This window comes from Spiroplasma endosymbiont of Anurida maritima (assembly GCF_042465095.1).
Taxonomy (GTDB): domain Bacteria; phylum Bacillota_I; class Bacilli_A; order Mycoplasmatales; family Mycoplasmataceae.
On record NZ_CP102059.1, the window covers coordinates 258,295 to 281,687 of the forward strand.

General features: G+C 30.6%; 35 protein-coding genes, 2 tRNA genes and 4 pseudogenes. 1 reads left to right on the top strand and 40 read right to left on the bottom strand.

The genetic code is table 4. The features are described from left to right. Positions 1-67: 67 nt before the first annotated feature. From map to rpsJ, 29 genes and pseudogenes are all read right to left on the bottom strand, one after another. Positions 68-823 carry a type I methionyl aminopeptidase gene (gene map / locus NPX79_RS01335; RefSeq protein WP_381415337.1) on the bottom strand — a complete coding sequence of 252 codons (756 nt, stop codon included), beginning with the start codon at positions 821-823 and terminating at the stop codon, positions 68-70. 76 nt (positions 824-899) lie between these two features. Beyond that, on the bottom strand, positions 900-1,262 hold the full coding sequence (gene rplQ, locus NPX79_RS01340) for a 50S ribosomal protein L17 (protein ID WP_381415338.1): 363 nt from the start codon (positions 1,260-1,262) through the stop codon (positions 900-902). Positions 1,263-1,271: 9 nt separating this feature from the next. Continuing rightward, positions 1,272-2,225 (bottom strand): DNA-directed RNA polymerase subunit alpha, encoded by a 954-nt coding sequence (locus NPX79_RS01345; protein WP_381415339.1) that lies wholly within the window; start codon positions 2,223-2,225, stop codon positions 1,272-1,274. A gap of 15 nt (positions 2,226-2,240) precedes the next feature. After that, positions 2,241-2,627: a 30S ribosomal protein S11 gene (gene rpsK / locus NPX79_RS01350; protein ID WP_381415340.1), complete on the bottom strand. Its 387-nt coding sequence runs from the start codon at positions 2,625-2,627 to the stop codon at positions 2,241-2,243. 33 nt (positions 2,628-2,660) lie between these two features. Continuing rightward, complete coding sequence (rpsM, locus tag NPX79_RS01355) at positions 2,661-3,023, bottom strand: 30S ribosomal protein S13 (protein WP_381415341.1); 363 nt, start codon at positions 3,021-3,023, stop codon at positions 2,661-2,663. 20 nt (positions 3,024-3,043) lie between these two features. Next, positions 3,044-3,157, bottom strand: a complete 114-nt coding sequence (rpmJ, locus tag NPX79_RS01360; protein ID WP_381415342.1) for a 50S ribosomal protein L36 — start codon at positions 3,155-3,157, stop codon at positions 3,044-3,046. Positions 3,158-3,168: 11 nt separating this feature from the next. Beyond that, on the bottom strand, positions 3,169-3,387 hold the full coding sequence (gene infA / locus NPX79_RS01365) for a translation initiation factor IF-1 (protein WP_381415343.1): 219 nt from the start codon (positions 3,385-3,387) through the stop codon (positions 3,169-3,171). Positions 3,388-3,404: 17 nt separating this feature from the next. After that, positions 3,405-4,049 (bottom strand): adenylate kinase, encoded by a 645-nt coding sequence (locus NPX79_RS01370; RefSeq protein ID WP_381415344.1) that lies wholly within the window; start codon positions 4,047-4,049, stop codon positions 3,405-3,407. Positions 4,050-4,059: 10 nt separating this feature from the next. After that, positions 4,060-5,481: a preprotein translocase subunit SecY gene (secY, locus tag NPX79_RS01375; RefSeq protein WP_381415470.1), complete on the bottom strand. Its 1,422-nt coding sequence runs from the start codon at positions 5,479-5,481 to the stop codon at positions 4,060-4,062. Beyond that, positions 5,478-5,913 (bottom strand): annotated as a pseudogene (rplO, locus tag NPX79_RS01380) (50S ribosomal protein L15). Before rplO ends, secY begins: the two are co-directional and overlap by 4 nt. After that, on the bottom strand, positions 5,913-6,533 hold the full coding sequence (rpsE, locus tag NPX79_RS01385; RefSeq protein WP_381415345.1) for a 30S ribosomal protein S5: 621 nt from the start codon (positions 6,531-6,533) through the stop codon (positions 5,913-5,915). Before rpsE ends, rplO begins: the two are co-directional and overlap by 1 nt. Before the next feature lie 13 nt (positions 6,534-6,546). After that, positions 6,547-6,900: a 50S ribosomal protein L18 gene (gene rplR / locus NPX79_RS01390; RefSeq protein ID WP_381415346.1), complete on the bottom strand. Its 354-nt coding sequence runs from the start codon at positions 6,898-6,900 to the stop codon at positions 6,547-6,549. A 12-nt stretch (positions 6,901-6,912) separates the two neighbouring features. Beyond that, positions 6,913-7,455, bottom strand: a complete 543-nt coding sequence (rplF, locus tag NPX79_RS01395; RefSeq protein WP_381415347.1) for a 50S ribosomal protein L6 — start codon at positions 7,453-7,455, stop codon at positions 6,913-6,915. Between the two features lie 15 nt (positions 7,456-7,470). Then, complete coding sequence (rpsH, locus tag NPX79_RS01400; protein ID WP_381415471.1) at positions 7,471-7,863, bottom strand: 30S ribosomal protein S8; 393 nt, start codon at positions 7,861-7,863, stop codon at positions 7,471-7,473. An 18-nt stretch (positions 7,864-7,881) separates the two neighbouring features. Further along, complete coding sequence (locus NPX79_RS01405) at positions 7,882-8,067, bottom strand: type Z 30S ribosomal protein S14 (RefSeq protein ID WP_381415348.1); 186 nt, start codon at positions 8,065-8,067, stop codon at positions 7,882-7,884. A gap of 8 nt (positions 8,068-8,075) precedes the next feature. Continuing rightward, a pseudogene (gene rplE, locus NPX79_RS01410) lies at positions 8,076-8,617 on the bottom strand (50S ribosomal protein L5). Positions 8,618-8,625: 8 nt separating this feature from the next. Further along, the gene (rplX, locus tag NPX79_RS01415) at positions 8,626-8,946 is read right to left on the bottom strand and encodes a 50S ribosomal protein L24 (RefSeq protein WP_381415349.1); all 321 of its coding nucleotides are present in this window, start codon (positions 8,944-8,946) and stop codon (positions 8,626-8,628) included. An 8-nt stretch (positions 8,947-8,954) separates the two neighbouring features. Next, positions 8,955-9,324: pseudogene (gene rplN / locus NPX79_RS01420) on the bottom strand (50S ribosomal protein L14). An 8-nt stretch (positions 9,325-9,332) separates the two neighbouring features. Continuing rightward, on the bottom strand, positions 9,333-9,593 hold the full coding sequence (rpsQ, locus tag NPX79_RS01425; protein ID WP_381415472.1) for a 30S ribosomal protein S17: 261 nt from the start codon (positions 9,591-9,593) through the stop codon (positions 9,333-9,335). Further along, complete coding sequence (rpmC, locus tag NPX79_RS01430) at positions 9,593-10,696, bottom strand: 50S ribosomal protein L29 (protein WP_381415350.1); 1,104 nt, start codon at positions 10,694-10,696, stop codon at positions 9,593-9,595. The genes rpsQ and rpmC overlap by 1 nt, the downstream gene beginning before the upstream one ends. Next, complete coding sequence (gene rplP, locus NPX79_RS01435; RefSeq protein WP_381415351.1) at positions 10,696-11,109, bottom strand: 50S ribosomal protein L16; 414 nt, start codon at positions 11,107-11,109, stop codon at positions 10,696-10,698. Before rplP ends, rpmC begins: the two co-directional genes overlap by 1 nt. Positions 11,110-11,111: 2 nt before the next feature. Further along, positions 11,112-11,897, bottom strand: a complete 786-nt coding sequence (rpsC, locus tag NPX79_RS01440; protein WP_381415352.1) for a 30S ribosomal protein S3 — start codon at positions 11,895-11,897, stop codon at positions 11,112-11,114. Positions 11,898-11,901: 4 nt separating this feature from the next. Then, positions 11,902-12,249 (bottom strand): 50S ribosomal protein L22, encoded by a 348-nt coding sequence (gene rplV, locus NPX79_RS01445; RefSeq protein ID WP_381415353.1) that lies wholly within the window; start codon positions 12,247-12,249, stop codon positions 11,902-11,904. Between the two features lie 9 nt (positions 12,250-12,258). Next, on the bottom strand, positions 12,259-12,537 hold the full coding sequence (rpsS, locus tag NPX79_RS01450; RefSeq protein ID WP_381415354.1) for a 30S ribosomal protein S19: 279 nt from the start codon (positions 12,535-12,537) through the stop codon (positions 12,259-12,261). 30 nt (positions 12,538-12,567) lie between these two features. After that, on the bottom strand, positions 12,568-13,404 hold the full coding sequence (gene rplB, locus NPX79_RS01455) for a 50S ribosomal protein L2 (RefSeq protein ID WP_381415355.1): 837 nt from the start codon (positions 13,402-13,404) through the stop codon (positions 12,568-12,570). Positions 13,405-13,449: 45 nt separating this feature from the next. Next, positions 13,450-13,741 (bottom strand): annotated as a pseudogene (gene rplW / locus NPX79_RS01460) (50S ribosomal protein L23). Further along, positions 13,741-14,367, bottom strand: a complete 627-nt coding sequence (gene rplD / locus NPX79_RS01465) for a 50S ribosomal protein L4 (RefSeq protein ID WP_381415356.1) — start codon at positions 14,365-14,367, stop codon at positions 13,741-13,743. The pseudogene rplW and the gene rplD overlap by 1 nt, the downstream one beginning before the upstream one ends. A gap of 11 nt (positions 14,368-14,378) precedes the next feature. Beyond that, the gene (gene rplC, locus NPX79_RS01470) at positions 14,379-15,062 is read right to left on the bottom strand and encodes a 50S ribosomal protein L3 (protein ID WP_381415357.1); all 684 of its coding nucleotides are present in this window, start codon (positions 15,060-15,062) and stop codon (positions 14,379-14,381) included. A gap of 65 nt (positions 15,063-15,127) precedes the next feature. Further along, complete coding sequence (gene rpsJ, locus NPX79_RS01475) at positions 15,128-15,436, bottom strand: 30S ribosomal protein S10 (protein WP_381415358.1); 309 nt, start codon at positions 15,434-15,436, stop codon at positions 15,128-15,130. Between the two features lie 196 nt (positions 15,437-15,632). On the opposite strand from rpsJ, the gene NPX79_RS01480 reads away from it, so the two are divergent. Beyond that, on the top strand, positions 15,633-16,094 hold the full coding sequence (locus tag NPX79_RS01480) for a hypothetical protein (RefSeq protein ID WP_381415359.1): 462 nt from the start codon (positions 15,633-15,635) through the stop codon (positions 16,092-16,094). 9 nt (positions 16,095-16,103) lie between these two features. Here the strand turns inward: NPX79_RS01480 and NPX79_RS01485 are convergent, their stop codons facing one another. The 11 genes from NPX79_RS01485 to NPX79_RS01535 form a co-directional block, all read right to left on the bottom strand. Continuing rightward, the gene (locus NPX79_RS01485) at positions 16,104-16,571 is read right to left on the bottom strand and encodes a 23S rRNA (pseudouridine(1915)-N(3))-methyltransferase RlmH (protein ID WP_381415360.1); all 468 of its coding nucleotides are present in this window, start codon (positions 16,569-16,571) and stop codon (positions 16,104-16,106) included. An 8-nt stretch (positions 16,572-16,579) separates the two neighbouring features. Beyond that, the gene (locus NPX79_RS01490) at positions 16,580-17,833 is read right to left on the bottom strand and encodes a lipoprotein (protein WP_381415361.1); all 1,254 of its coding nucleotides are present in this window, start codon (positions 17,831-17,833) and stop codon (positions 16,580-16,582) included. 67 nt (positions 17,834-17,900) lie between these two features. Continuing rightward, positions 17,901-19,253 (bottom strand): replicative DNA helicase, encoded by a 1,353-nt coding sequence (gene dnaB / locus NPX79_RS01495; RefSeq protein ID WP_381415362.1) that lies wholly within the window; start codon positions 19,251-19,253, stop codon positions 17,901-17,903. After that, positions 19,246-19,701 (bottom strand): 50S ribosomal protein L9, encoded by a 456-nt coding sequence (gene rplI / locus NPX79_RS01500; protein WP_381415363.1) that lies wholly within the window; start codon positions 19,699-19,701, stop codon positions 19,246-19,248. The genes dnaB and rplI overlap by 8 nt, the downstream gene beginning before the upstream one ends. Before the next feature lie 104 nt (positions 19,702-19,805). Then, a tRNA-Ala gene (locus tag NPX79_RS01505) sits at positions 19,806-19,881 on the bottom strand. Positions 19,882-19,893: 12 nt separating this feature from the next. After that, positions 19,894-19,970: transfer RNA gene (locus tag NPX79_RS01510), tRNA-Ile, on the bottom strand. 62 nt (positions 19,971-20,032) lie between these two features. Further along, positions 20,033-20,170, bottom strand: coding sequence for a hypothetical protein (locus NPX79_RS01515; protein ID WP_381415364.1), 138 nt, complete (start codon positions 20,168-20,170; stop codon positions 20,033-20,035). After that, entirely contained in the window at positions 20,142-20,492 is a 351-nt protein-coding gene (locus NPX79_RS01520; RefSeq protein ID WP_381415365.1) for a hypothetical protein, read from the bottom strand. The genes NPX79_RS01515 and NPX79_RS01520 overlap by 29 nt, the downstream gene beginning before the upstream one ends. Further along, complete coding sequence (locus NPX79_RS01525) at positions 20,458-21,561, bottom strand: hypothetical protein (RefSeq protein ID WP_381415366.1); 1,104 nt, start codon at positions 21,559-21,561, stop codon at positions 20,458-20,460. Before NPX79_RS01525 ends, NPX79_RS01520 begins: the two co-directional genes overlap by 35 nt. A 112-nt stretch (positions 21,562-21,673) precedes the next feature. Continuing rightward, on the bottom strand, positions 21,674-22,429 hold the full coding sequence (gene truA, locus NPX79_RS01530) for a tRNA pseudouridine(38-40) synthase TruA (RefSeq protein ID WP_381415367.1): 756 nt from the start codon (positions 22,427-22,429) through the stop codon (positions 21,674-21,676). A 4-nt stretch (positions 22,430-22,433) separates the two neighbouring features. Then, complete coding sequence (locus NPX79_RS01535; RefSeq protein ID WP_381415368.1) at positions 22,434-23,393, bottom strand: energy-coupling factor transporter transmembrane component T family protein; 960 nt, start codon at positions 23,391-23,393, stop codon at positions 22,434-22,436.

The following is a 23,393-nucleotide window of genomic DNA, read 5'->3' on the forward strand; positions in this document are numbered from 1 at the left end:
AATTATTATCTTTTTATAATTATACCTTGTTTATTTAATAAACATATTAATTAATTTCCAATTATTTTTAGATATATTCTGTTAAAACTTCACACCCATCTTTTGTAATTAAAATAGTGTGCTCGAAGTGGGCACTATTTTGACCATTAACAGAAACCGGTGTTCAGTTATCTTCTAAAAAATCTATGTGTTTAGTACCAATTTGAACCATTGGTTCAATACAAATTGTCATACCCTCTTTTAATCTTAATCCAGTCCCTGGTGTTCCAACATTAGGAATACTTGGATCTTCATGTAACTTTGTTCCAATTCCATGACCAGCAAAGTCTGTTGGTAAATGAAAGCCAGCTTTTTCTATATGATTTTGAACAGCATGACCTATGTCGCCAATTCTAACTCCCGGTTTTAAAACCTCAATTGCTTTATATAAAGATTCTTTAGTAACTTTTACTAATTTTTCATCTATTTCATTGTTTGCTGTACCAACAATTACCGTAAAAGCAGCATCACTATTCATGTTGTTATAAACACAACCTACATCAACTGAAACAACATCGCCATTTTTAAATTTATAGTTATTTGGTATTCCATGTACCAATACATTGTTTAATGAAACACAAGCTGTGTTTGGAAAGTCATATAAACCTTTAAAATTAGGTTTACATCCATTATTAATAATGATTTTNNTTTCAGCAGCTTGGTCTAAATCTAACCCCGTAACCCCTGGTTTTATCATTTTTTTTAACTCATAATGTACTTTTTTAATGACATCACAAGCAATTTTCATATCTTTAATTTCTTGTTCATTTCTAATTGTAATCATAATATCCCCTTATTAAGTTAATTATAAAATAAAAAATAGCCTTTTCAGACTATTTTTTTATTTAATTATTTAAATATTATACTAAAGCAATAATTACAACAGGTGCATTATCACCACGTCTATTATCTAACTTTAATATTCTTGTATATCCACCGTTACGCTTACTATATTGTTTAGCTAATGGTCCAAATAATTTTTGTAAAGCTGCTGCTTTTTCATTTTTAACAGTAATGTTTCTTAAAAAAGATGCTGCTCTTCTTCTTGCGTGTAAATCACCTCTTTTACCTAATGTAATTAGTTTTTCGACATGACGACGTAATTCTTTTGCTCTAGTTTCAGTGATTTGTAATTTTTCATGAATAATTAACTCAGTTGCTAAGTTTCTCATAAGTCCATTACGTCACGAAGTATTTTTACCTCTTTTTTGTTGGTATGACATATAAACCCCCTAGTCTTTCTTAAACTCAAGTCCTAATGACTTAACTTTTTCTTTGATTTCTGTTAATGATTTTTTTCCTAAGTTTCTAATAGTTTCAATTTCATCTTCAGTTTTTGTAATTAAATCACGAACAGTGTTAATTTGTTCACGTTTTAAACAATTTTGAGATCTTTGTGTAAATTCTAATTCTTCAATTGCACGATCCAATTCATCTTCTTGTTCTTCTGTTGCAGTTGCTATAACATTTGTTTCACTTAATTCCTCTTTTAAGTTAACAAAGAATTCCATGTGATCGTTGATCACTTTACCAGCAATAGCTACAGCGTCCATTGGTTCAATTGAGCCGTTTGTTTTAACAATAATTTCTAATTTTTCTAAATCTACACTTTTACCAACTTTTGTATCTTTGGCGTGATATGAAACTTTTTCAATTGGAGAAAAGTTTGCATCAATAACGATTAAATCAGTATATTTTTTATCTTTTTTATTTTCTTCAACAGTTTTATAACCACGAGAGTTTTTAGCATATAGTTCAACTTCAAAGTTTCCCCCATCAGCTACTGTTGCGATTACTAAATCTTTGTTAATGATTTCTACACCTTCAGGAACTTCTAAATCTCCTGAAAGCAATTCACCTTCTTCTCTTCTGATTCCTTTAATTAAAACAGATTCGTTTTCTGGGTAAATTTCTGGGTTAATTTTAATAACTAAGTCTTTAATATTTAACACAATTTGTGTCATGTGTTCTAAAACACCTTCAAGAGCTGTAAATTCATGTGAAGCTCCCTTTACTTTTAAAGCATAAACTGCCGCACCTGGTGTTGCGAATAATAATGTTCTTCTAATTGCGTTACCTAGTGTATCTCCAAACCCTTTTTCTAGTGGTTCTGCTACAATAACAGCTGAATTATTAACTTTATCTTCTGAGTTTATACTAAATTCTGGTCTAATAAATGGTTTCATATNTGTCGCATACTCCTATTTTCTTGGTTTTTTAGGTGGTCTTGCACCGTTGTGTGGAATTGGTGTTACATCTTTAATTGATGTAATTTCCAACCCTGCAGCTTGTAAACTACGAACTGCAGCATCACGTCCAGGTCCTGGACCTTTTACTTCAACAGCAATACTTACCATTCCGTTTTCTTGCCCTGATTTAGCAGCAGCTTCTGCTACCATTTGCGCTGCATAAGGTGTTGATTTTTTTCCACCTTTAAAACCAACTGCTCCAGCTGATGATCATGAAATAACATTTCCGTTTAAATCACTAATTGTAACAATTGTATTATTAAAAGTAGAATGAATGTGTGCAATACCTTTGTTAATATTTTTTTTGACTTTTTTCTTTGTAACTTTTCTTGTTGCCATTTTGAAATTACACTCCTATTCTATCTTTTGTTCTTATTGGCAATAGCTTTNTGTTCCACGTGGCCCTTTTTGAGTACGTGCATTTTGTTTTGATGATTGCCCTCTAACTGGTAAACTACGACGATGTCTCATACCGCGGTAACTTCCAATTTCCATTAATAATTTGATGTTTAAACTAACTTCACGGCGTAAATCACCTTCAGTTTTTTGTTTTGAAACTTCATTTCTAATTTTTGTTAATTGTTCTTCAGATAAATCTTTTACTCTAATATCTTCTGAAATTTTTAATTTTGCTAATATATCTTGTGATAAAGACTTACCGATTCCATAAACATATGTTAATGAAATAACAACTCTTTTATCATTTGGAATATCTACTCCACCAATACGTGCCATATTCTATATGCTCCTCTCAATTATCCTTGTCTTTGTTTATGTTTTGGTGTTATACAAATTGCCATAACACGGTTTTTTCTTTTGATAATTTGACATTTATCACAAATCTTTTTAACAGATGATCTTACTTTCATAATATTCTCCTTTATTTATGTCTAAATATAATACGCCCACGTTCTAAATCGTAAGGTGATATTTCGACAGTTACTTTATCGCCCGGTAAAATGCGGATGTAGTGCATACGGATTTTACCAGAGACGTGTGCGTGTATAACTGCTTTGTTTTCAAGCTCTACAACAAACTTAGTGTTTGGTAAAACTTCTATCACCGTTCCTTTTACTTCAATTAAATCTGATTTCGCCAAATTTAAATTCCTCCTAATTAAATATTTTCAATCAAACTTTTCATTTCATTTCAAATTAAATGAAATTCTTTATTTGCATCAATATTTATTAATTTGTTTTGAAGTGAATAATAATCAACTAAAGGTTTTGTTCCTTTTATAAATTCTTGATATCTAACTTCAAATTTTTCTTCTGTATCATCTTTACGATGAGTTAGTGTTGTTTGATCTTTATCACAAACATTATCAACTTTTGGTTTAGCAAAGTTTACATGATAAGAAGTTCCGCATGTTAAACACACTCTTCTTCCAATAATTCTTTGCTTTAATAAATCTTTATCAATATCTAAATTAATTACTAGATCTATTTGAGTTGATAAATTTGCTAATAAATCATCCAATTTTTTTGCTTGAATAACAGTTCTTGGAAAACCATCCCAAACAACATTGTTAGAAACCTTTGAAAGATAGTCTTTAACAATTTCAATCATAATATCATCTGGTACCAGCTGTCCTTTTTCAGAGTAAGCTTGGCATATTTTTCCCAGATGGGTTTTGTTTACAATATTTGTACGAATTAAATCACCAGTTGATAAGTGAATATAATTAAAATTCTCTAAAATATTTGCTGATTGTGTTCCTTTTCCAGCGCCCGGAGGTCCTAATAAAATAATATTTTTCAAAACATTTCTCCTATCACAAATATGAATCTGTGCTGCCAGATTTTCGTTTTTGGTTAATAAATTCTTGTTGCGTTATACGCCCTTGTACTTGTCGCACTGTTTCCAATGCTACAGACACCATAATAATTAATCCTGTTCCCCCAATTGCTAACGCACTTGGTAAACTAGTTAATTTTGAAATGACATAAGGTAATACCGCAATTCCTGCTAAGAATATTGAACCTAAAATACTTAATCGGTTAATAACCCCTTTTAAATATTTTTCTGTTTTTTTACCCGGGTTTACTCCCGGAATGAATGTTCCAGATTTCTGGAAATTATCTGCAATTTTTTCTGGATTCATTTGTACTTGTGAATACATGAAAGTAAAAATGATTGTTAAAATTGCATATATTGATATTCCCCATCACGTACTAAATGACAAATAATTGTTACTAAATTGAACAAAACCATTAAGTGGATTGTCAACTTCAATAATCTGTGCGATAGTTACTGGTGCTGAAATTAATGCTGTGGCAAAAATAACCGGGATTACACCAGCGGAGTTTATTTTGAGCGGCAAATATGGGCCGGTCGTGTCACTCGCGTTAGCAAGCCCACTTCCGGTTTGTTGAATTGGCACTTTACGTTCAGATTCATTTAACAATACTACGAATAATATAACTAAAATAAACATAATAAAGTAAACTGCAAAACGCAATATTCCATCAAACAAGAAGTTCATATCTTCTTGTCCTGAAACTCAAAATTTAAATGTTGTATCTAAATTGTTAGGCAATTGTGAAACAATACCAGCAAATATAATTAATGATACCCCATTCCCAATTCCTTTAATTGTCATTTGGTCAGCGACCCACAACATTAACATTGTTCCGGCAATTAAAATAGTTGGAATTAATAAGTAGTAAAAGATTGGTGCTCCAACTCCAAATTCAGTTGAATCTCATTTAGCTGAAATTACCCCTTCATTTATCATTGTAAAAATAATGGCAATTCCTTGCATAACTGCAAAAGGAATTGTTAGGTACTTAGTTAGACGATCTAACTTTTTCTTCCCTCTTTCTCCACCTTTAGCTCAACGAGCTAATGGCGGTACAACTTCTGTTGACAATAACTGTACAATAATTGACGCTGTAATATAGGGAGAAACACCTAGTGCTAAAATGGAAAAACTTCCAAGAGTTCCGCCACCAAGCATAGAAATAAGCCCAAAAAATTGGTCTTGTTCAACTAAGCTTTGAAACCCTTCATTTAATTGAACGCCAGGAACAGTAATATAAGTTCCTAGGCGAATTAATACTAAAATAAATAAAGTAATTAATACTCTTTTAACTAAATCCTTGTTTTTAACAAAAAAATTACTTTTATCAAAAGTATTTTTTTTCGTAGTAGATTTATTTTTAATTTTAGCAGTTTTTTTTGCCATTATTATAGTACCTCTACTTTTCCTCCGGCTTTAGTAATAGCTTCTTGAGCTGAGTTTGATATTTTATTAACTTTTACATTAACTTTCTTAGTAATTTTACCATTTCCAAGAATTTTAACTAATGTTTTTTCTGATTTTATTAATTTTTTTTCTACAAGAGTTTTATGATCAACTGTTGTAAGATTTAATCTTTCTAAATCATCTAAGTTAAATATTGTATAATGTTTTTTTATAAATATTTGTGAATCCAAATTTTGGAATTCTTCTAAATAAAGGAGTTTGTCCCCCCTCGAATCCAGGTCTTACCCCAGTTCCACGAGCGTTTTGTCCTTTTTGACCACGTCCAGATGTTTTACCATGCCCTGAACCAGTTCCTCTTCCGACACGTTTTCTTGTGTGGCGTGAATTTTCAGTTGATTTTAATTCATGTAATTTCATTATCCACTCACCTCTTCAATACTTACATCTCTTAATTTAGCAACTTGTTCTGGTAATCTTAATGATTTTAAACCATTGATTGTTGAACGAATCATGTTGATTGGTGTGCTTGAACCAATTGATTTAGCGTATACATCATGTACTCCTGATAATTCAAGAACAATACGTGCTGGCCCCCCAGCAATAACTCCTGTCCCTTTTTTAGCAGGTTTAATTAATACACGTGATCCACCGTATTTAACTTCAACTTGATGAGGAATAGTTGTTCCAATTATTGGTACAGTCACAAGTTCTTTTCTTGCTTCCTTAATTGCTTTTTTGATTGCATCAGGTACTTCGTTTGCTTTACCTGTTCCAAATCCAACTTTTCCTTTACGATCACCGATTACAACAACAGCTGCAAATCTAAAGTGACGTCCACCTTTTGTTACTTTTGTAACACGGTTAATTGTTACAACTTTTTCTTCATAAGGAGAGATTTCTTTTTTAAATTTCCCTCTATCTTTAAAGTTTTTATTAGAAAATTTTGCAGAATTATTTTTGTTAGCAAAATTTGTTTTATTTTCACTATCAGTTTTAACTGATGGCGTTTGTTGTTCATTCTTTATAATTTCTGACATTTGCTAACCTCCCTTAAAATTCTAATCCAGCTTTTCGCGCTGAATCTGCAAAAGCTTTCACTTTACCGTGATATAAATATCCACCACGATCGAATACTACATTTTTAATTTTTTTACTAATAGCTTTTTTAGCTATGTCTTCACCAACTTTAGCAGCAGCTTCAACATTACCAGTTGATTTTAAATCAGTCATTTTCAATGTTGATGATGCTAATAATGTAACACCTTCTACATCGTTAATGATTTGTGCGTAAAAGTTACCATTTGATTTAAAAACACATAATCTTGGGCGCTCAGCTGTTCCGCTGATTTTATTTCTAACACGAGCGTGTCTAATTTTTCTAATATAATTACGAGATTGTTTCATATTTGTTTACCTCTATTTACCAGCTGATTTCCCTTCTTTTCTAATAACACGTTCTCCAGCATATCTGATCCCTTTACCTTTGTAAGGTTCTGGTTTACGATAACTTCTAATATCTGCTGCGACCTGCCCAACAAGTTGTTTTGAAATTCCTTCCACAACAACGCTTGTTGTTTTTGGTACTGTTATTACAACACCTTGCGGTGGTGTAAATAATACTGGATGTGAATATCCAACATTTAATGATAAGTTAGTTCCTTGCATTGCTGCACGGTACCCAACTCCGATAATTTCTAATTCTTTTTTATATCCGTTAGTTACACCTTCGATCATTCCTTTAATTAAAGAATTGATTGTTCCATGTAATTGTTTTGTATGTTTAATTTCGTTTTTTCTAATTGTTTTAATATTGTTTTCTTCAACAGTTACACTAATTACTGATGGTAATGATTGACTTAACTCACCCTTAGGTCCTTTAATAGTGATAATTTTATTATTTTCAACATTTGCAGTTACTCCTGCAGGAATTATTAATTCACGATTTCCAATTCTAGACATATTTACCTCTTTGAACTATCACACGTATGCGACAACTTCTCCACCTAAGTTGTCTTTACGAGCTTTCTTATCTGTCATTATACCTTTGTTTGTTGAAATAATTGCTATCCCCATTCCGTTTAAAACCTTTGGAAGTTTATCACAAGAAGCGTATACACGTAGTCCTGGTTTAGAAATTCTTTTTAAACCAGAAATTGCTCTTTCTTTGTTTTTATATTTTAAATTTATGCTTAATTCTTTTTTCTTGTCATTTTCTTCAATTTTGAATTCTTCAATATAACCTTCTTCTTTTAAGATTTTAGCTATTTCGACTTTCAAATTACTTGAAGGCATTGATACTGATTTATGTATTCTTTGATTAGCATTTCTAATTCTAGTTAGCATATCTGCTATTATATCTATCATCANTATATTAGTACCTCTTTCCTATCATGACGCTTTTTTAACACCAGGGATTTGTCCCATGTGTGCTAATTCTCTAAAGCATATTCTGCATAAATTATATTTTCTTAAAACTGAGTGCGGACGTCCACAACGTCCACAACGTGTATATGAGCGTGTGCTAAATTTGGGATGACGTTGTTGTTTTATTTTTAATGATCTTTTTGCCATAACTCTCCCTATTTCTTGAATGGCATTCCTATTTTTTTCAATAGNGGCCATTGCTTCTTCATTAGTGCTTGCTGTTGTTACGATTGTTACATCCATTCCACGAATTTTTTTGATTTTATCATAATCAATTTCTGGAAAGATAATTTGTTCTTTGATTCCTAATGAGTAATTACCATGACCATCAAATGATTTTGTACTTACCCCTCTGAAATCTCTAACACGTGGTAAAGAGATATTAATTAATTTATCTAAAAATTCAAACATTTTTTTACCGCGCAATGTTACTTTAGCTCCAATAGGCATTCCTTCACGTAATTTGAAAGAAGCAATTGAACTTCTTGCTTTTGTTACAACTGGTCTTTGTCCAGTAATTAATGATAATTCACTTGTAATATCATCGATTACTTTGTTGTTATGAACAGCATCTCCAGCTCCGATGTTAATCATAATTTTTTCTATTTTTGGTACTTGCATAACTGATGTGTAAGAAANACTCTTTTTGAAGTTCTGAAACGATTGTATCTTTATATTTTTTCTCTAAACGATTCATATTTCTCCTTAAGTTATTTGCGCTTTTGATTTTTTAGCGATTCTTACTTTTTTACCATTTTCAGTTATTTTGTATCCAATTTTTGTTACTTGTTTTTTGTTTTTAGGATCGATCAATGCCACATTAGAAATGTGGATTGATGAAGGAATTTCTTGAATTCCTCCTTCTGTATTATCCTGTGAAGGTTTAACATGCTTTAATGCATTAATCCCTTCGATTTGAACACGGTTTTTTTCTTTAATAATTTTGTTGATTGGTCCTTCTAATCCTTTGTGTTTACCAGAAATTACTTTAACAACATCACCTTTTTTTAGTTTAAATCCTGCCATAATTCCTCCTATAACACTTCTGGAGCTAAAGAAGCGATTTTTGCNATATCCGCGTTCTTTAACTTCTCTTGCGATTGGCCCAAATATACGTGTTCCTCTTGGGTTTTTATCATCTTTAATAATTACTACTGCATTTTCTGAGAATTTAATATAACTACCATCTGGGCGGTTAACCCCTTTAACAGTTCTAACAATAACCCCTTTAACAACTTGTCCTTTTTTGACAGTTCCACCAGGAGTTGCTTTTTTAACTGTACAAACAACTACATCACCAATGTTAGTAAATTTTCTTCATGACCCACCTAAGTTTTTAATAACCAATACTTCTTTTGCTCCGGTATTATCAGCAACTTTTAATCTAGTTTCTTGTTGTATCATAATTTACCTTAAGCAATCGCTTTTTCTACCACTTTAATTAAGCGGAAGTTTTTGTTTTTAGATAAAGGTCTAGTTTCCATGATTTGAACTTTATCTCCTTTTTTAGCTTGGTTACTTTCATCGTGAACTAAATATCTTTTAGAATACTTAACACGTTTCTTGTATAGGGGGTGGTTTTTGTATGTTTCAACTAATACTGAAATTGTTTTATCAGCAGCATCAGTAACAACTTTACCTTGTAATACTTTACGACTATTACGTTCCATTATTATTTACCTTCCTTGTTTATTTTAGATGTTTTTTTGATTGTAGCTTTTTCGATTTTATCTCTATTTTCTTCTCAGTTTGTACCGTAAGTATATGTTGTAGCATCTTTGGGTTTTTCTTTTCCTTCGATGTTAATATCTTCAATATTTGAAGGTGTTTTACCTACGGGTTTAATTGTCTTTTTTAAGCTATTTAGACGATCAATTGCTGTTTCTTCTTTAATAGCTTTTGGTGTTTTAGGTTTTGCAACCACTCCACCAATAGTTTTACCTGTTGTAGCTGTTTTAGCAGCAACTGGTTTTTTAACTACTTCTTTTTTAGCAGCAGCTGGTTTAGCAGCTGTTGTTTTAGTTGTTGTAGCTTTTTTAGCAGCTGTTGTTTTAGCAGCAGCTGGTTTTGCTTCAACTTCTTTTTTAGCAGCAGCTGGTTTAGCAGCTGTTGTTTTAGTTGTTGTAGCTTTTTTAGCAGCTGTTGTTTTAGCAGCAGCTGGTTTTGCTTCAACTTCTTTTTTAGCAGCAGCTGGTTTAGCAGCTGTTGTTTTATTTGTTGCAGTTTTTTTAGCAGCAGCTGGTTTAGCAGCTGTTGTTTTAGTTGTTGCAGTTTTTTTAGCAGCAGCTGGTTTAGCAGCTGTTGTTTTAGTTGTTGCAGTTTTTTTAGCAGCTGTTGTTTTAGCAGCAGCTGGTTTTTTAGTAGTTGTAGTTGTTTTAACATCTACAACTTCATCAACTGTTAAATCTTTGTTAACAGTGATTTCATCAAAGTTTGGAAGATCAGTATTGTTTGCTCCACCGTTTTGTTCTGCCATCATTTTTTCAACTTCGGCACGGCGTTTTTTAGCAAATTTTTGTGATTCTTTTTCCACAGCTTCATATGTTTTGTTAAAGTCAACTTTAACTTTAACGTTTGTGTTTTCACCTTTTGATTTACGACTATTTAAAACAGTTAGAATACGTGCAATGTCTTTTCTTAGAACTTTAATTCTATCTGATTTTTCTACGTTTCCCATTGATGATTGGAAACGTAAAGCCATTAACTCAGCACGAGATTCTTCTTCGATTTGTTTTAATTCTGGTGTTGTCTTTTTAATTATTTCTGAAATTAACATTATTCATCACCTCTTTTAACAATTTTGCATCTAACTGGCAATTTATGCATTGCTAACCTTAAAGCTTCACGTGCAATTTCCTCTGATACTCCAGCGATTTCAAACATAACTGTTCCTTCTTTTACAACAGCTACTCATGATTCTGGAGATCCTTTACCAGACCCCATACGTACTTCTAGTGGTTTTTTTGTTAGCGCCATGTGAGGGAATATTCTAATTCAAACTTTCCCTCAACGTTTCATATAACGAGTCATCGCAATACGAGCCGCTTCGATTTGACGGTTTGTAATTCAAGCTCCGTCTAGAGATTTTAAACCAAATTCACCAAAGTCAACACTTGTGTTACCTTTAGCTTTTCCTTCGTATTTAACACGGTGAGGACGGCGGTATTTTGTTCTTTTTGGTATTAACATTCTTACTTCCCTCCTCTTGGGCTAAACTCTCTTGGTTTACGATCATTGTTTTTAAAATCTCTTGGTTTATAATTTTTGTTTCTAAAATCTTTACGATCATTGTTGTTATTTTGGTTTTTCTTTACATAGCTTATATCTAAAGGACTTTGTCCTGGTAAAACTTCACCTTTGTAAATTCACACTTTAACACCGATGATTCCATAAGTTGTGTGTGCATTTGCAGTAGCGTAATCAATATCACTTCTTAAAGTAGCTAATGGAACATTACCTTCTGAGTAACCTTCTTTTCTAGCCATTTCAACTCCACCAAGTCTCCCTGATACGCGAGTTTTGATTCCTTTTGCTCCTGCTTTTAAAGCTTTTTTAATTGCAATTTTTTGCACTGTTCTAAATGAAGCTCTATTCACAATTTGTTCTGCGATGCTGTTTGCAACTAATTGTGCATCAACATCAGCGTTGCGAATTTCAACAACATTGATTTTAATTTCAATTTTACGATCTTTAATCGCTTTTTTAATATCTTTTATAATAACAGGAATGTTTTTTCCTTCTTGACCTAGAACCACACCAACACGTGCTGTTTTAATGAAGATAACAATTTCACTTTTTGTTCTTTCGATTTCAATTCTAGATATTGAAGCACTTTTTAGCTTTGTAAATAAGTGTTTACGAATAACAATATCTTGATGTAATCATTTTGCATAGTCTTGTTTATCAGCATATCAACGAGATTCTCAGTTTTTAACAATCCCGACTCTAAAACCATTAGGACTTACTTTTTGACCCATATCGTTACCTTCCCTTTCTTACTTCATCACTTACAGTAACTGTAATGTGACTTGTTCTTTTTAAAATTTCATATGCACGACCGTGTGCTCTTGGTCTAAATCTTTTTAATGTTGGTCCTTCTGATGCGAAGATTTCTTTAATGTATAAAGTATCTGCATCCAAACCGTTGTTGTTAACAGCATTTGCAATAGCTGAGCTTACCAATTTTTTTACAGGTAATGCTGCTCTTTTGTTAATGTTATCTAACATAATTACAGCTTCTCCTGCTTTTTTATCGCGAACCATGTCTAAGACAAGACGTACTTTTCTTGCAGAAATTCTAATTGTTTTTAAATGTGCTTTAACTTCCATATTAAACTCCTACTTTTTCTTCTTATCTTTATCTTTACCATGTCCACCAAAAGTTCTAGTTGGTGAAAACTCTCCAAGTTTGTATCCAACCATATCTTCTGTTACGTAAACTGGTATATGTTCTTTACCATTATGTACTGCAAATGTGTGCCCAATAAATTCTGGGAAAATTGTACTACGACGTGATCAAGTTTTAATAACTTCTTTTTTGCTTGCTTGGTTTAATTTTTCTACTTTTTTCATTAGATGGCTATCGACGAAAGGCCCTTTTTTCAATGAACGTGACATATATAAATCCTCCTACCTAAGTAAATAAATTTACTTAGTTCTCCTTCTAATGATAAGCTTACTTGAAGCTTTTTTCTTGTTTCTAGTTTTAACACCAAGCGTTTTTTTACCTCACGGAGTAACTGGAGCTTTACGTCCAATTGGAGCTTTACCTTCTCCCCCTCCGTGTGGGTGATCATTAGGGTTCATAACAGAACCCCTAACTGTTGGTCTAATTCCACGTCAGCGATTACGACCAGCTTTACCTCAATTAACAAGTCCGTAATCTTCATTACCAACTTCACCAATTGTTGCAAAACATTCAGCTAATATTTTTCTAACTTCTCCTGAAGTTAAACGAATTGTTACATATTTTTCATCATCATCTTTTCCTAAGATTTGAGCTGATGACCCTGCACTACGTGCAATTTGTCCACCTTTGTTTGGACGCATTTCAATGTTATGAATTGTTGTTCCGTCAGGAATATTTTTTAACTTCATAGCATTTCCAACTTTAATATCAGCGCTTTCGCTACTAATAATTTGTTGACCGATTTTCATCCCTTTTGGAGATAAAATATATCTTTTTTCTCCATCAACATAATTAATTAAGTTAATGAAAGCGTTTCTATTTGGATCGTATTCTAATGTAGCAACAACCCCAATAATATCAAGTTTGTTACGTTTGAAATCGATAATACGATATTTTACTTTGTGCCCTCCACCTTTATGGCGAGTTGTAATAACACCACGATTGTTACGACCAGCTTTTCTTACTTTAATTTTAAGCAATGATTTCTCAGGCTTATCCTTTGAAAGAACAGAATAGTCAAGTGTCGTCATATGACGACGACCGTTCGTAGTGGGCTTATAAGATTTAATTGGCATATAACCCTCCTATTGCCAAATCCAGATAGTATTTCCTGGATCTTTCTATTTTTTGTTTTCTCCAAGAAGATCTAATGTTTCACCTTCTTTTAGTTTAATAATTGCTTTTTTTACATGAGATGTTTTACCTAAGTATTTACCCACTTTTTTATCTTTTGGTTTTGAGTTAATGATATTAACATTAGCTACTTTAACTTCAAAGATTGTTTCAAAAGCTTTTTTTTACGTGTGTTCTATTAGCACGACGATCTACTTCGAAAGTAAATACATTGTTTGACATAGCACGATATGATTTTTCAGTTAAGATTGGTTTTCTTAAGACATTAGTTATATGCATTATGAATATACCTCCTCTAAAGCTTTAACAGCATCTTCTGTAATTAATAACTTGTTAGCATTCATTACATCATATGCGTTTGTTACACGTCCCGCAATAATATTTACACGTTCAACGTTTCTTGAAGACTTGTATGTTACTATGTCTTCTTCGTTTGTAATTACTAAGATTTTTTCATCTTTAATTTTTAAATTTGTTAAAGCGTTAATAAAATCTTTTGTTGATGGCGCTTCAAATCCAAATTTATCAATAATGATTAAGTCGTTTGTTAGCACTTTATCAGATAAAACTGATTTGATTGCTAATTGTCTTACTTTTTTGTTAACATGTTTTTTATAATTTCTATCAGTGTTTGGACCAAAAACAACTCCACCACCTCTTCATTGAGGTGATCTAATTGAACCATGTCGCGCACGACCAGTTCCTTTTTGTCTTCATGGTTTACGTCCCCCACCAGAAACGTCACCTTTGCTTTTTACTTTGTGTGTACCTTGACGCATAGCAGCTTGTTGAGCAATAACTGTATCAAACATTGCTTGATTGTGAGGTTTAATATTTCAAATATTGTCATCTAACGTAATGTCTTTAACGGCATTACCAGTGATATCATGTACTTTAAATTTCATATCTTATCCCCTTATTTTGCATTGCTTTCTTCTGTTGCTTTGTTGTAGTTCACAAGTATAGCTGGTGTTTTAGCTTTAGGATTTTTAATCGCTTGCTTAATAACAACTAATTGTTTTTTAGGACCTGGTACTGATCCTCTTATTAAAATTACATTTTTTTCAACATCGATGCTAACGATTTCTAAGTTTTGAACCGTTCTTTTTAAAGCTCCGTGTTGACCTGGCATTTTTTTACCTTTAACAATTCTATTATTGGTAATAACTCCCATAGAACCAATTTGTCTATGGAATCCAGAACCATGCCCCATAGGTCCGATTGAGTAGTTGTGTCTTTTAACCACACCTGCAAAACCTTTCCCTTTTGATGTTCCAGTAATATCTACTAATTCTCCGGCGCTAAACAAATCAGCTTTTACAACATCACCGGCATTATAGCCAGTCATGTTTCTGATTTCTTTAATGAAGCGCTTAGGGTTAGTATTTGCTTTTTTGAATTGACCTTGATCAGCTTTGTTTACAAGGTTAACTCTTTTATCTTCTGACGCAATTTTTGTCGCTACATATCCATTTTTTTCGGCTGTTAAGCTTTCTAAAACAACATTAGGCAAAACTTCAATTGCTGTAACTGGTAATAACATTCCTTCTTCAGTAAAGACTTGTGTCATACCAATTTTTCTTCCTAAGATTCCTTTCATGATTTTCTCCTTTAAAATTTTGTCATGTATTTAATAATGCCGGTTTGTAGATAATTAATAATGTTTTATTTTATTGAAATAAGAACACCACTTGGTAATTGAACTCTTGATAGCGAATCAATAACTTTTGCATCCGGACTATATAATTCAATAATACGGCTGTGGTCTTTTTTTATGAATTGCTCACGAGAATCTTTATATTTATGTGTAGGCTTAATAACAGTTGTTATTTCCTTCTTAGTTGGCAATGGAATCGGACCAGATGATTTACCGTTAGATTCTTTTATTGTTAATAAAAGTTTCTTAACTACAAAATCAACTACTCTGTGATCGTGTCCAACAATTTTTACTCTCATGTTAGTTCCCTTTTTCATAAAACCTCCCTTTAACACACTTTCCCGTGTGTCAAATAATTTACATTAACATTGTTAATATACATGCTTTATTATTGTATTACACTATGATGGTATAATGCAAGTATATTTAATATTATTTTTAAATAATTTTTTTGTTGTTTTAAATGATATTTACTCTAAAATTAGATAATAAAGAAATAAATAAGGGGGATAAATGACATCAAAAGAATATGAAGATATGTTAAAAAATTTAGAACCCAAAGAACGAATTAAGGTTATAAGACAAGGTCTTGGGTCTTATTATAAGAAAAGAATTGAAACAATAACATCTAGAAAACACGAATTAAAATCATTGGCTAATAAAAAAAATAATGTCAAAAAACAAAAAAAAGATATTGATGATAATCATCCTTTGAGCTCTTTTTTAAAAAGAGCAAAAGCTAAAAATGAACAAATAGCCAAAAATGCTTATAAAACAAAGGGAGACATTTTTTATCTAAAAGATTTAACTGTAGAACAAAGAGTTAAGTTAAATAAATTAGCGTCTAAAAAGGATCCAGTATATTTACAATTATTAAGAGAAAAAATATCAACAAATTTATCAGCATCAGCTATGCAAAGAAAAAAAGAGTTTTACAAAAAAAATATCGTTAAGAAAGACAAAAAGAATTCTTAACGATATTTTTTATTTGTGATAAGTTTGATTATTTATAATTTTAAAACTTCTAAAAATTTGTTCGTAAAGAACTGTTTTGGCCAACATGTGAGGTAAGGTTAATTTACTCAACGATCATCTAAAATTACAAATTTTACGAACATCATCATTAACCCCGTTACTTCCACCTATTATAAAAACAATGTTCGCTTTTCCAATGTTTTTTTGTTCGTTTATTATAGAACTTAATTTAATGCTGTCTAATTCTTGACCTTGTAAATCTAACAAGATTTTATAGCTATCTTTTCTTTGATTTAAAATTTCAATTATTTTATCACTTTCTGATTTAATTGTTTTTTTGATATCACTAAAGTTTTGTTCTTTAATAATAGTCTCTTTAACATTAGCAAAATAAGAAATTTTTTTATTATAGTCAAAACACGCCTCTTTGTAATAAGGCGTGTTTGTTGTTCCGATGTTAATTATTTCAATTTTCATTTATTATTTTATTTTGCGTATTCAATAATTGAATCAGGATTAATTGTTCAAGCTAAATCACGGTTTGTGTATTTGCTATCTTCAAAGAAAATGCTCCNTGGAGTTTTATCATTTGCAATTGCTGTTTCATCTTCAATTCTTGTAAATTGATCAGCACCATTTCAACCAAATGCTAATTTTAAATCTTTTGATAATCCTGGGATTTGTCAATCGTTTGCATCACCATTGTTAAACTTCATATTTTCATTATCTTTATAATAATCAGCATATTGATCTAAATCATAATGTCAGTATCCGTTAAAGAATCATTGGTGAGCAAATGTTTTTTCATCATCTTCACTATTTGCTTTTTCAGGATTAACATATGCTAAATAAATAAAACGAGCAACTAAGTTTGTAATAGTTACATCAAAAGTATAAAAACTATCTTTATCTGGGTTATCAAAACTTAAAGTCATTGTAATTGGTGGCAATTCTGCTAATACATATTGAATTGATTGTTTACCTGTTGCAACATCTGATTCATATTTTTGACCATTAAAATATACTGGTTTTCCGTCAGGTGTTTCTGCAGTATCATCTCCATAACTATCATTAAGAGATGTCACTATTTCTTGTACAGGGTTAAAAGTATATAAAGACTCTTTATCCATTTGAACAACAGTTTTTGTTTCCCCTTCAACTTCTTCTTCTTTTTCATTAACATAATTTGTGTCAACTATTCTTTCGTAATTAAAAGTTTTTCTTATAATATTATTTTTTGTTTCTCCATCATTTGGAGTATCAGTAATTTCGCTATTTTTGTCAGTTAAAAATGCTACTTGTTTATAATATGAGTCAGCACTTGAAATATATGAATCAAAAAAGTTGTTTCATTCTTTTCCAGCAGCTTCTGAAGCTTCTAAGTTAGTTCTTTGACCTTCTAATGCAGCTTTTTTTTGCTCGTCTGTTCAAACACCTTCATTGTGTCCCCCACCACTACTTTGTTCTTTTAAATTTACTCCATATAGTGTATTTAAAACGATTTCTTGTAAACCGTTTGAAATAACTACCGGGTTTAAAAAATTAAATTCATGTTGGTCATCTCCGCTATCTAATGTTTGAACTTTTAAAGCTCCATTTCCACTTGGGTTATGTTTAACGTCTTCAGGGTATATAAACATTGGTATAGATGGACCAACGTCCCCAGAACAAGCAATAACTGTTGCAGCTGTTGTTGCAGTTACTGTTAAAGCTGTCAATAATGATAATATTTTACGCATTTTTATCTCCTTTTATACATATCAAATTTTATAATACCTTATTTATATTATTATATCAAGGCAGTAATTATTTACTATTAGCAAATGAACCAAACTCTTTTATAAAGACTAATTTTAAATCTCCGGTTGGACCATTTCTATGTTTTGAAACTATTAAATCAGCTAACTCAGTTGATTTAAAATTGTTCGGTTGATAATCTTCTCCAGCCTCATCATTATTTTTTTCATAATAAGTATTACGATATAAAAACATAATAATATCAGCATCTTGCTCAATTGCTCCAGAATCACGTAAATCAGACATAATTGGTCTTTTGTCTTCTCTTTTTTCTACAGCACGCGAAAGTTGTGATAAACAAATAATTGGTACGTTTGTTTCTCTAGCTACAGCTTTTAACTGGCGAGAAATAGCTGAAACTTCTTGCTCACGACTTCAACCAGTATTAACACCTGAACTGATTAGCTGTAAGTAATCAATTACCACTAATCCCAAATCATGTTCTCGACTTAATTTTCTTAATTTAGATTGTAGATCCAATATTTTTAAACCAGAAGTATCATCAACATAAATTTTAGCTTTACTTAAACTATCTCCAGCTTTAGTAATTTTTGATCAATCACTTTTCGTTAATTGTTTACCGGTTCTAATTTTTGTTGATTCTACAGTTGATTCAGTTCCTAACATTCTTTGAAAAAGTTGTTCTGATGGCATCTCAAGTGAAAAGAAAGCTACAACTTTTTTAGATACTTTTGCAGCATTAACAGCAAAGTTTAAAGCTAAAGCTGTTTTCCCCATTGAGGGTCTAGCTGCCAAAATAATTAAATCGCCCTTTTGAAAACCTGATGTCATATTATCTAAATCATGAAACCCTGATGTAATTCCCGTTAAATTTTCTTCTGAGTTTTGTAAGACTTCAATTTTTTGAATTACAGTTTGCACTTCTTTATCAGCTGTTTTAAAAACAACACTATTACGAGCTTTTCTAATGTCTAAAACATCTTTTTCAGCCAAACTAACAATTTCATCAATGTCCATGTTTTTGTTAATCTTTTGGCCAATATCACTAACAAATTCTTGTAAGGCAATTTTAGTTGTGTTTTTAAATAAAATTTCAATATATTCTTCAGTATTAGCGTCTGTTGTATAAAATTCAAATATTTCAACAACAAATTCTTCACCACCAATTTTTTCTAAATTATTTTCTTTTAGTAAAGCATCACAAACAGTTGTAATATCTAACTTCTTACGATTTGAAATTAAATCTTTAACTACATTAAAAAANNAGATTCTGAAATTTAAATATGTAAAATCATTTTCACCTATCTCTAATAAAATGTTCTCAGCTTTAATTGGGGAATTAACTAAAATTGATAAAATATTTTTTTGTGTATTTAATATTACTGTTTTATTATTATCCATTTTCTACCCTATCAATTTGCACTTTTAAAGTTGCTTCTACATTTTTATATAAATTAATTTTTAAATAGTTTAAACCAATATCTTTTAAATTTTTGTGTTCCACAAATTTTCTTTTATCAATTGTGATCTTATATTTATCGTGTAACATTTTAGCTATTTGAACTAAACTAACAGAACCTGACACTTGTTTATTGTGTATTTGTAATTTAAATTTTAATGTTATATTTTCAATTTCTTTTTTTAATTCAAGATTTTTTTCATACTCTATTTTTTGCAATGCTTCTTTTTCATCTAATTTTTTNNTTTGTAAAACATTTAAGTTTGAATTATTAGCAACATCTGCTAAGCCTTTTTTTAATAAAAAGTTTTTGGCATAACCATCAGAAACTTCAATAATTTCATCTTTTTTACCAACTTTTAATACATCTTTTTTCAATATTACTTTCATAAAAACATCCACCTTAGTCTTTATAATGTTATCAAAAATAAGTAAATAAAAAAATAAATTATTATAAATCTATTTAGAATAAACTTATAATAATTTATTTTTAATGGTGGACTCGAACGGGATCGAACCGTCGACCTCCTGCGTGCAAGGCAGATGCTCTCCCAGCTGAGCTACGAGCCCATAAAATAAAAATGGTCGGGCTAAGTGGACTCGAACCACCGACCTCACCCTTATCAGGGGTGCGCTCTAACCAGCTGAGCTATAGCCCGGAAACCTTTTTTATTATAACATTATAGATTAATAAAATGCAACGCTTAAATAAAAAAATTACCTACATTTCTTGCGGTAATTCTTCTATATAATCTGGGTTCTTGCTTTTTTTATTTTTTTTATTTTTTAATGATTTTTTAGCTAATTTTTCATCTTTTATTTTTTGTTCTTTATCTAATTTTTCTTGTCTTTTTAACATTAGCTCTATAGCTTTTTGTTCTTTTTTTAATTTTTTTTGTTCTTTTTTTAGATAACTTACCTTCAACATGTTCTTCATTTGTAGCAGAAATTTTATTAATTTCACTTAAAGAAGCTTCTTGATTATCAACAGGGAAAAAATTGCTTTCAACAGTTTCATCGATGTTGTTTTCTATTGTTTTAACATCATTAAATAGAATATCTTTAGGTTCTGACAGAACTTCATCTTCAAATTGTTCATTTTGAAGATGATTTTGTTCATATCCATTTTCTATAGAATTATCTTCTTTAACTTCATTTTGAATTAATTCTTGATCAACCATATAGTTTTGTTGTTGATTTTTGTTGTTGATTTTGTTCCATGTTTTGTTGTTGATTTTGTTCCATGTTTTGTTGTGAAATATTTTGGTTATATGCCATATCTTGTTGATGGTTTTGATTTTGTTCCATGTTTTGTTGTGGAACATTTTGGTTATACGCCATATCTTGTTGATGGTTTTGATTTTGTTCCATGTTTTGTTGTGGAACATTTTGGTTATATGCCATATCTTGTTGTTGAAGATTTTGGTTTTGTAAATTGTTCATATTTCTATTATGATTATGCCCCATTTGATGTGGACCATGTGGTTTTGGTGCGTGACGATGAACATTACCCACAAAGTGATGAGAGCGTCCAGCTGGTGCATGCACATTTCTTTTTAATGAATGATTACGAACAACATTATTATAAACACTGTGCTTATTATTTTTTTCTAACTGTAAATATCCATTTTTTAAATTTTGAATATCTTCTTTTCTTTTATCTTCAAGATTTCTATAATTATCTTTTAATTGTTGAATTTCATATTCTTTTTTTAACTCAAGACTTTTATAGTCATTCTTTAAATCGTTAATTTCATTTTTAAAAGAACTAATTTCTTCTAAAATAGCATTGTTGTTAAATGGATTTTGTTGAACCGGTTGTTGTGGTTGATAAATTGGTTGTTGTGGTTGATATATTGGTTGTTGTGGTTGTTGATAAACCGGTTGTTGTGGTTGATAAATTGGTTGTTGTGGTTGTTGTTGATAGATTGGTTGTTGTGCTAGAACTGGTTGAACTTGATTATGCCCAAAATCATTGCTTGGGTTTACCAAATATATTTTTGGTTGCGTTTGTTTATGTTCATTTTCTCCATTACAACAAGATTTATCATTAAAATTATTATAACGTTCCATATGAAGCTTAAAACTTTGAGAGCGAGGATTATTTAAATACTTAAAGTCATCGTCCTCATATAATCTTTCAATAAACAGTTCCGCGTCTCTTCTACTTCTAAATAGTGCAATTTGATGGTTATCAGAACTTTTAACTAAATAACCTTCATCACTTGGTGAAATATAATAATTTTTCATGTGTTACCTCTTTTTTTAATTAACTAATACATAATTATTATAACATAAAAAGAGGAAAAAAAGTGCAGTATTATTTGACATTGATTTAACAATTAGGTATTATATATTGCTTTTAATAATGAATTTTTTTAAGAGTTAAACCATATGGTTTAGCACAATATATTGTTTTATCGTACTCTGCTCCAATTTGGATTTGTTGTTTAATTTTTTCAATAGTTATTTTATCGTTATAACACTCTAAGATATTTTGCATAATCATTCTTACTTGATAACGAATAAATCCCTTACCAAAGAAATGCACATTTATCTTGTCGTTATTAAGGCGTTTAACTACAATATCATCTATTTTTCGAACTGTTTCTTTGTTCTCGCTGCGCTTAACACCTGATAGGTTAAAAAAATCATGCTTACCAATGAAAATGTTAGCAATCTCTTGAAGCTTTGTTACATCTAATTTTTTATCCACTTTTAATTCATAGCGAGCCATTTTTAAATCAAAAGTTCCATCATTTATTTTATAAATATATTCTTTCTGTTTACATCCACGAACTGAGAATTTTCGATCAACTATTTTATGTTCCTTAATATTAATATCTAAAGGTAAGATTTTATTCAAAGTAAAAATAAAGTAATCTAAATTTACTGGATGAAATGGTAATTTAACTAAAATTTTTTGATCTTCAGCATGAACTCCGGCATCTGTTTTACTGGCACCAATTGTTCACAACTTTTGATTGCAAATGCTAAAAAAGGCGCTTTCGACTTCGCCTTGAATTGTTTTAACATCATTTTGTTTAATAAAACCATGATAATTAAAACCATCATATTCTAATGTTAATAATAAATATAAATAACTTGTTTTTGGCATAATGTTAACCTAGTAAAAAATCATCCATTCTTGGAATTCTAATTTGTAAAATTCCTGTTTTAAAATAATCATAAACATATTGTCCGTTTTGGAATCCACCAATTTGATAAAATGTTGTGTATTCTCCAAATGTAATGCTTTGAGCAAAAATTGCTGAAGCAAAAGTTATTCCAACTAAAAATATTAGTCAGTCTGTAAAACGAAAACTATATTTACGATATCGAGTTCTTTTAGCATGTGGATCATAACCACGAGCATCCATTGCATAAGCTAAATCTTCTGCTTTTTGAAAAGATGACACTAATAATGGAATAATTAAAGATGTTGTAGATTTTACCTTATCTTTTAGTTTTCCATTTTTAAAGTCTACACCCCTTGATGCTTGAGCTTTCATAATTCTTCCAGCTTCATCAATCAATGTTGGAATCATTCTTAAAGCGATTGAAATTATTGTAGAAAAAATATGTACAGGGAATTTAATTAGTTTTAAAGGAGTTAATAAATCTTCTAAACCAATTGTTAAATCTAATGGTTGTGTTGTTGAAGTTAAAATTGTTGTAATAGTAATCATTAAAAATATTCTAACCGCCATATAAAGTGAGCTGTATAGTGATTTTTCTGATACAGAAAATCATTCAGGGCCCCCAAGAGATTCTCCAACAGCCGTTGGTTTACCACCTCAATGTCAACCTAATGTTCCATCTGTTAATAGAAAGGAGTTTATTATAAATAAAATAATAAACATAAAAATTAATGGTTTTAACAATGAAATAATTGTTCTAAAACCTAAACGAGCAATAAAATATATTGAAAAAATAAATGTTCCAATAATTGCATAACCAGTAAATCCAGTTTGTAAAAAGATTGTAACCATTAAAGTTATAAACATAAATAGTTTTAATCTTGGATCCATCTTATGAATTGGTGAATTGTGATCAATATATCTTCCTAATGATAGTCTCAT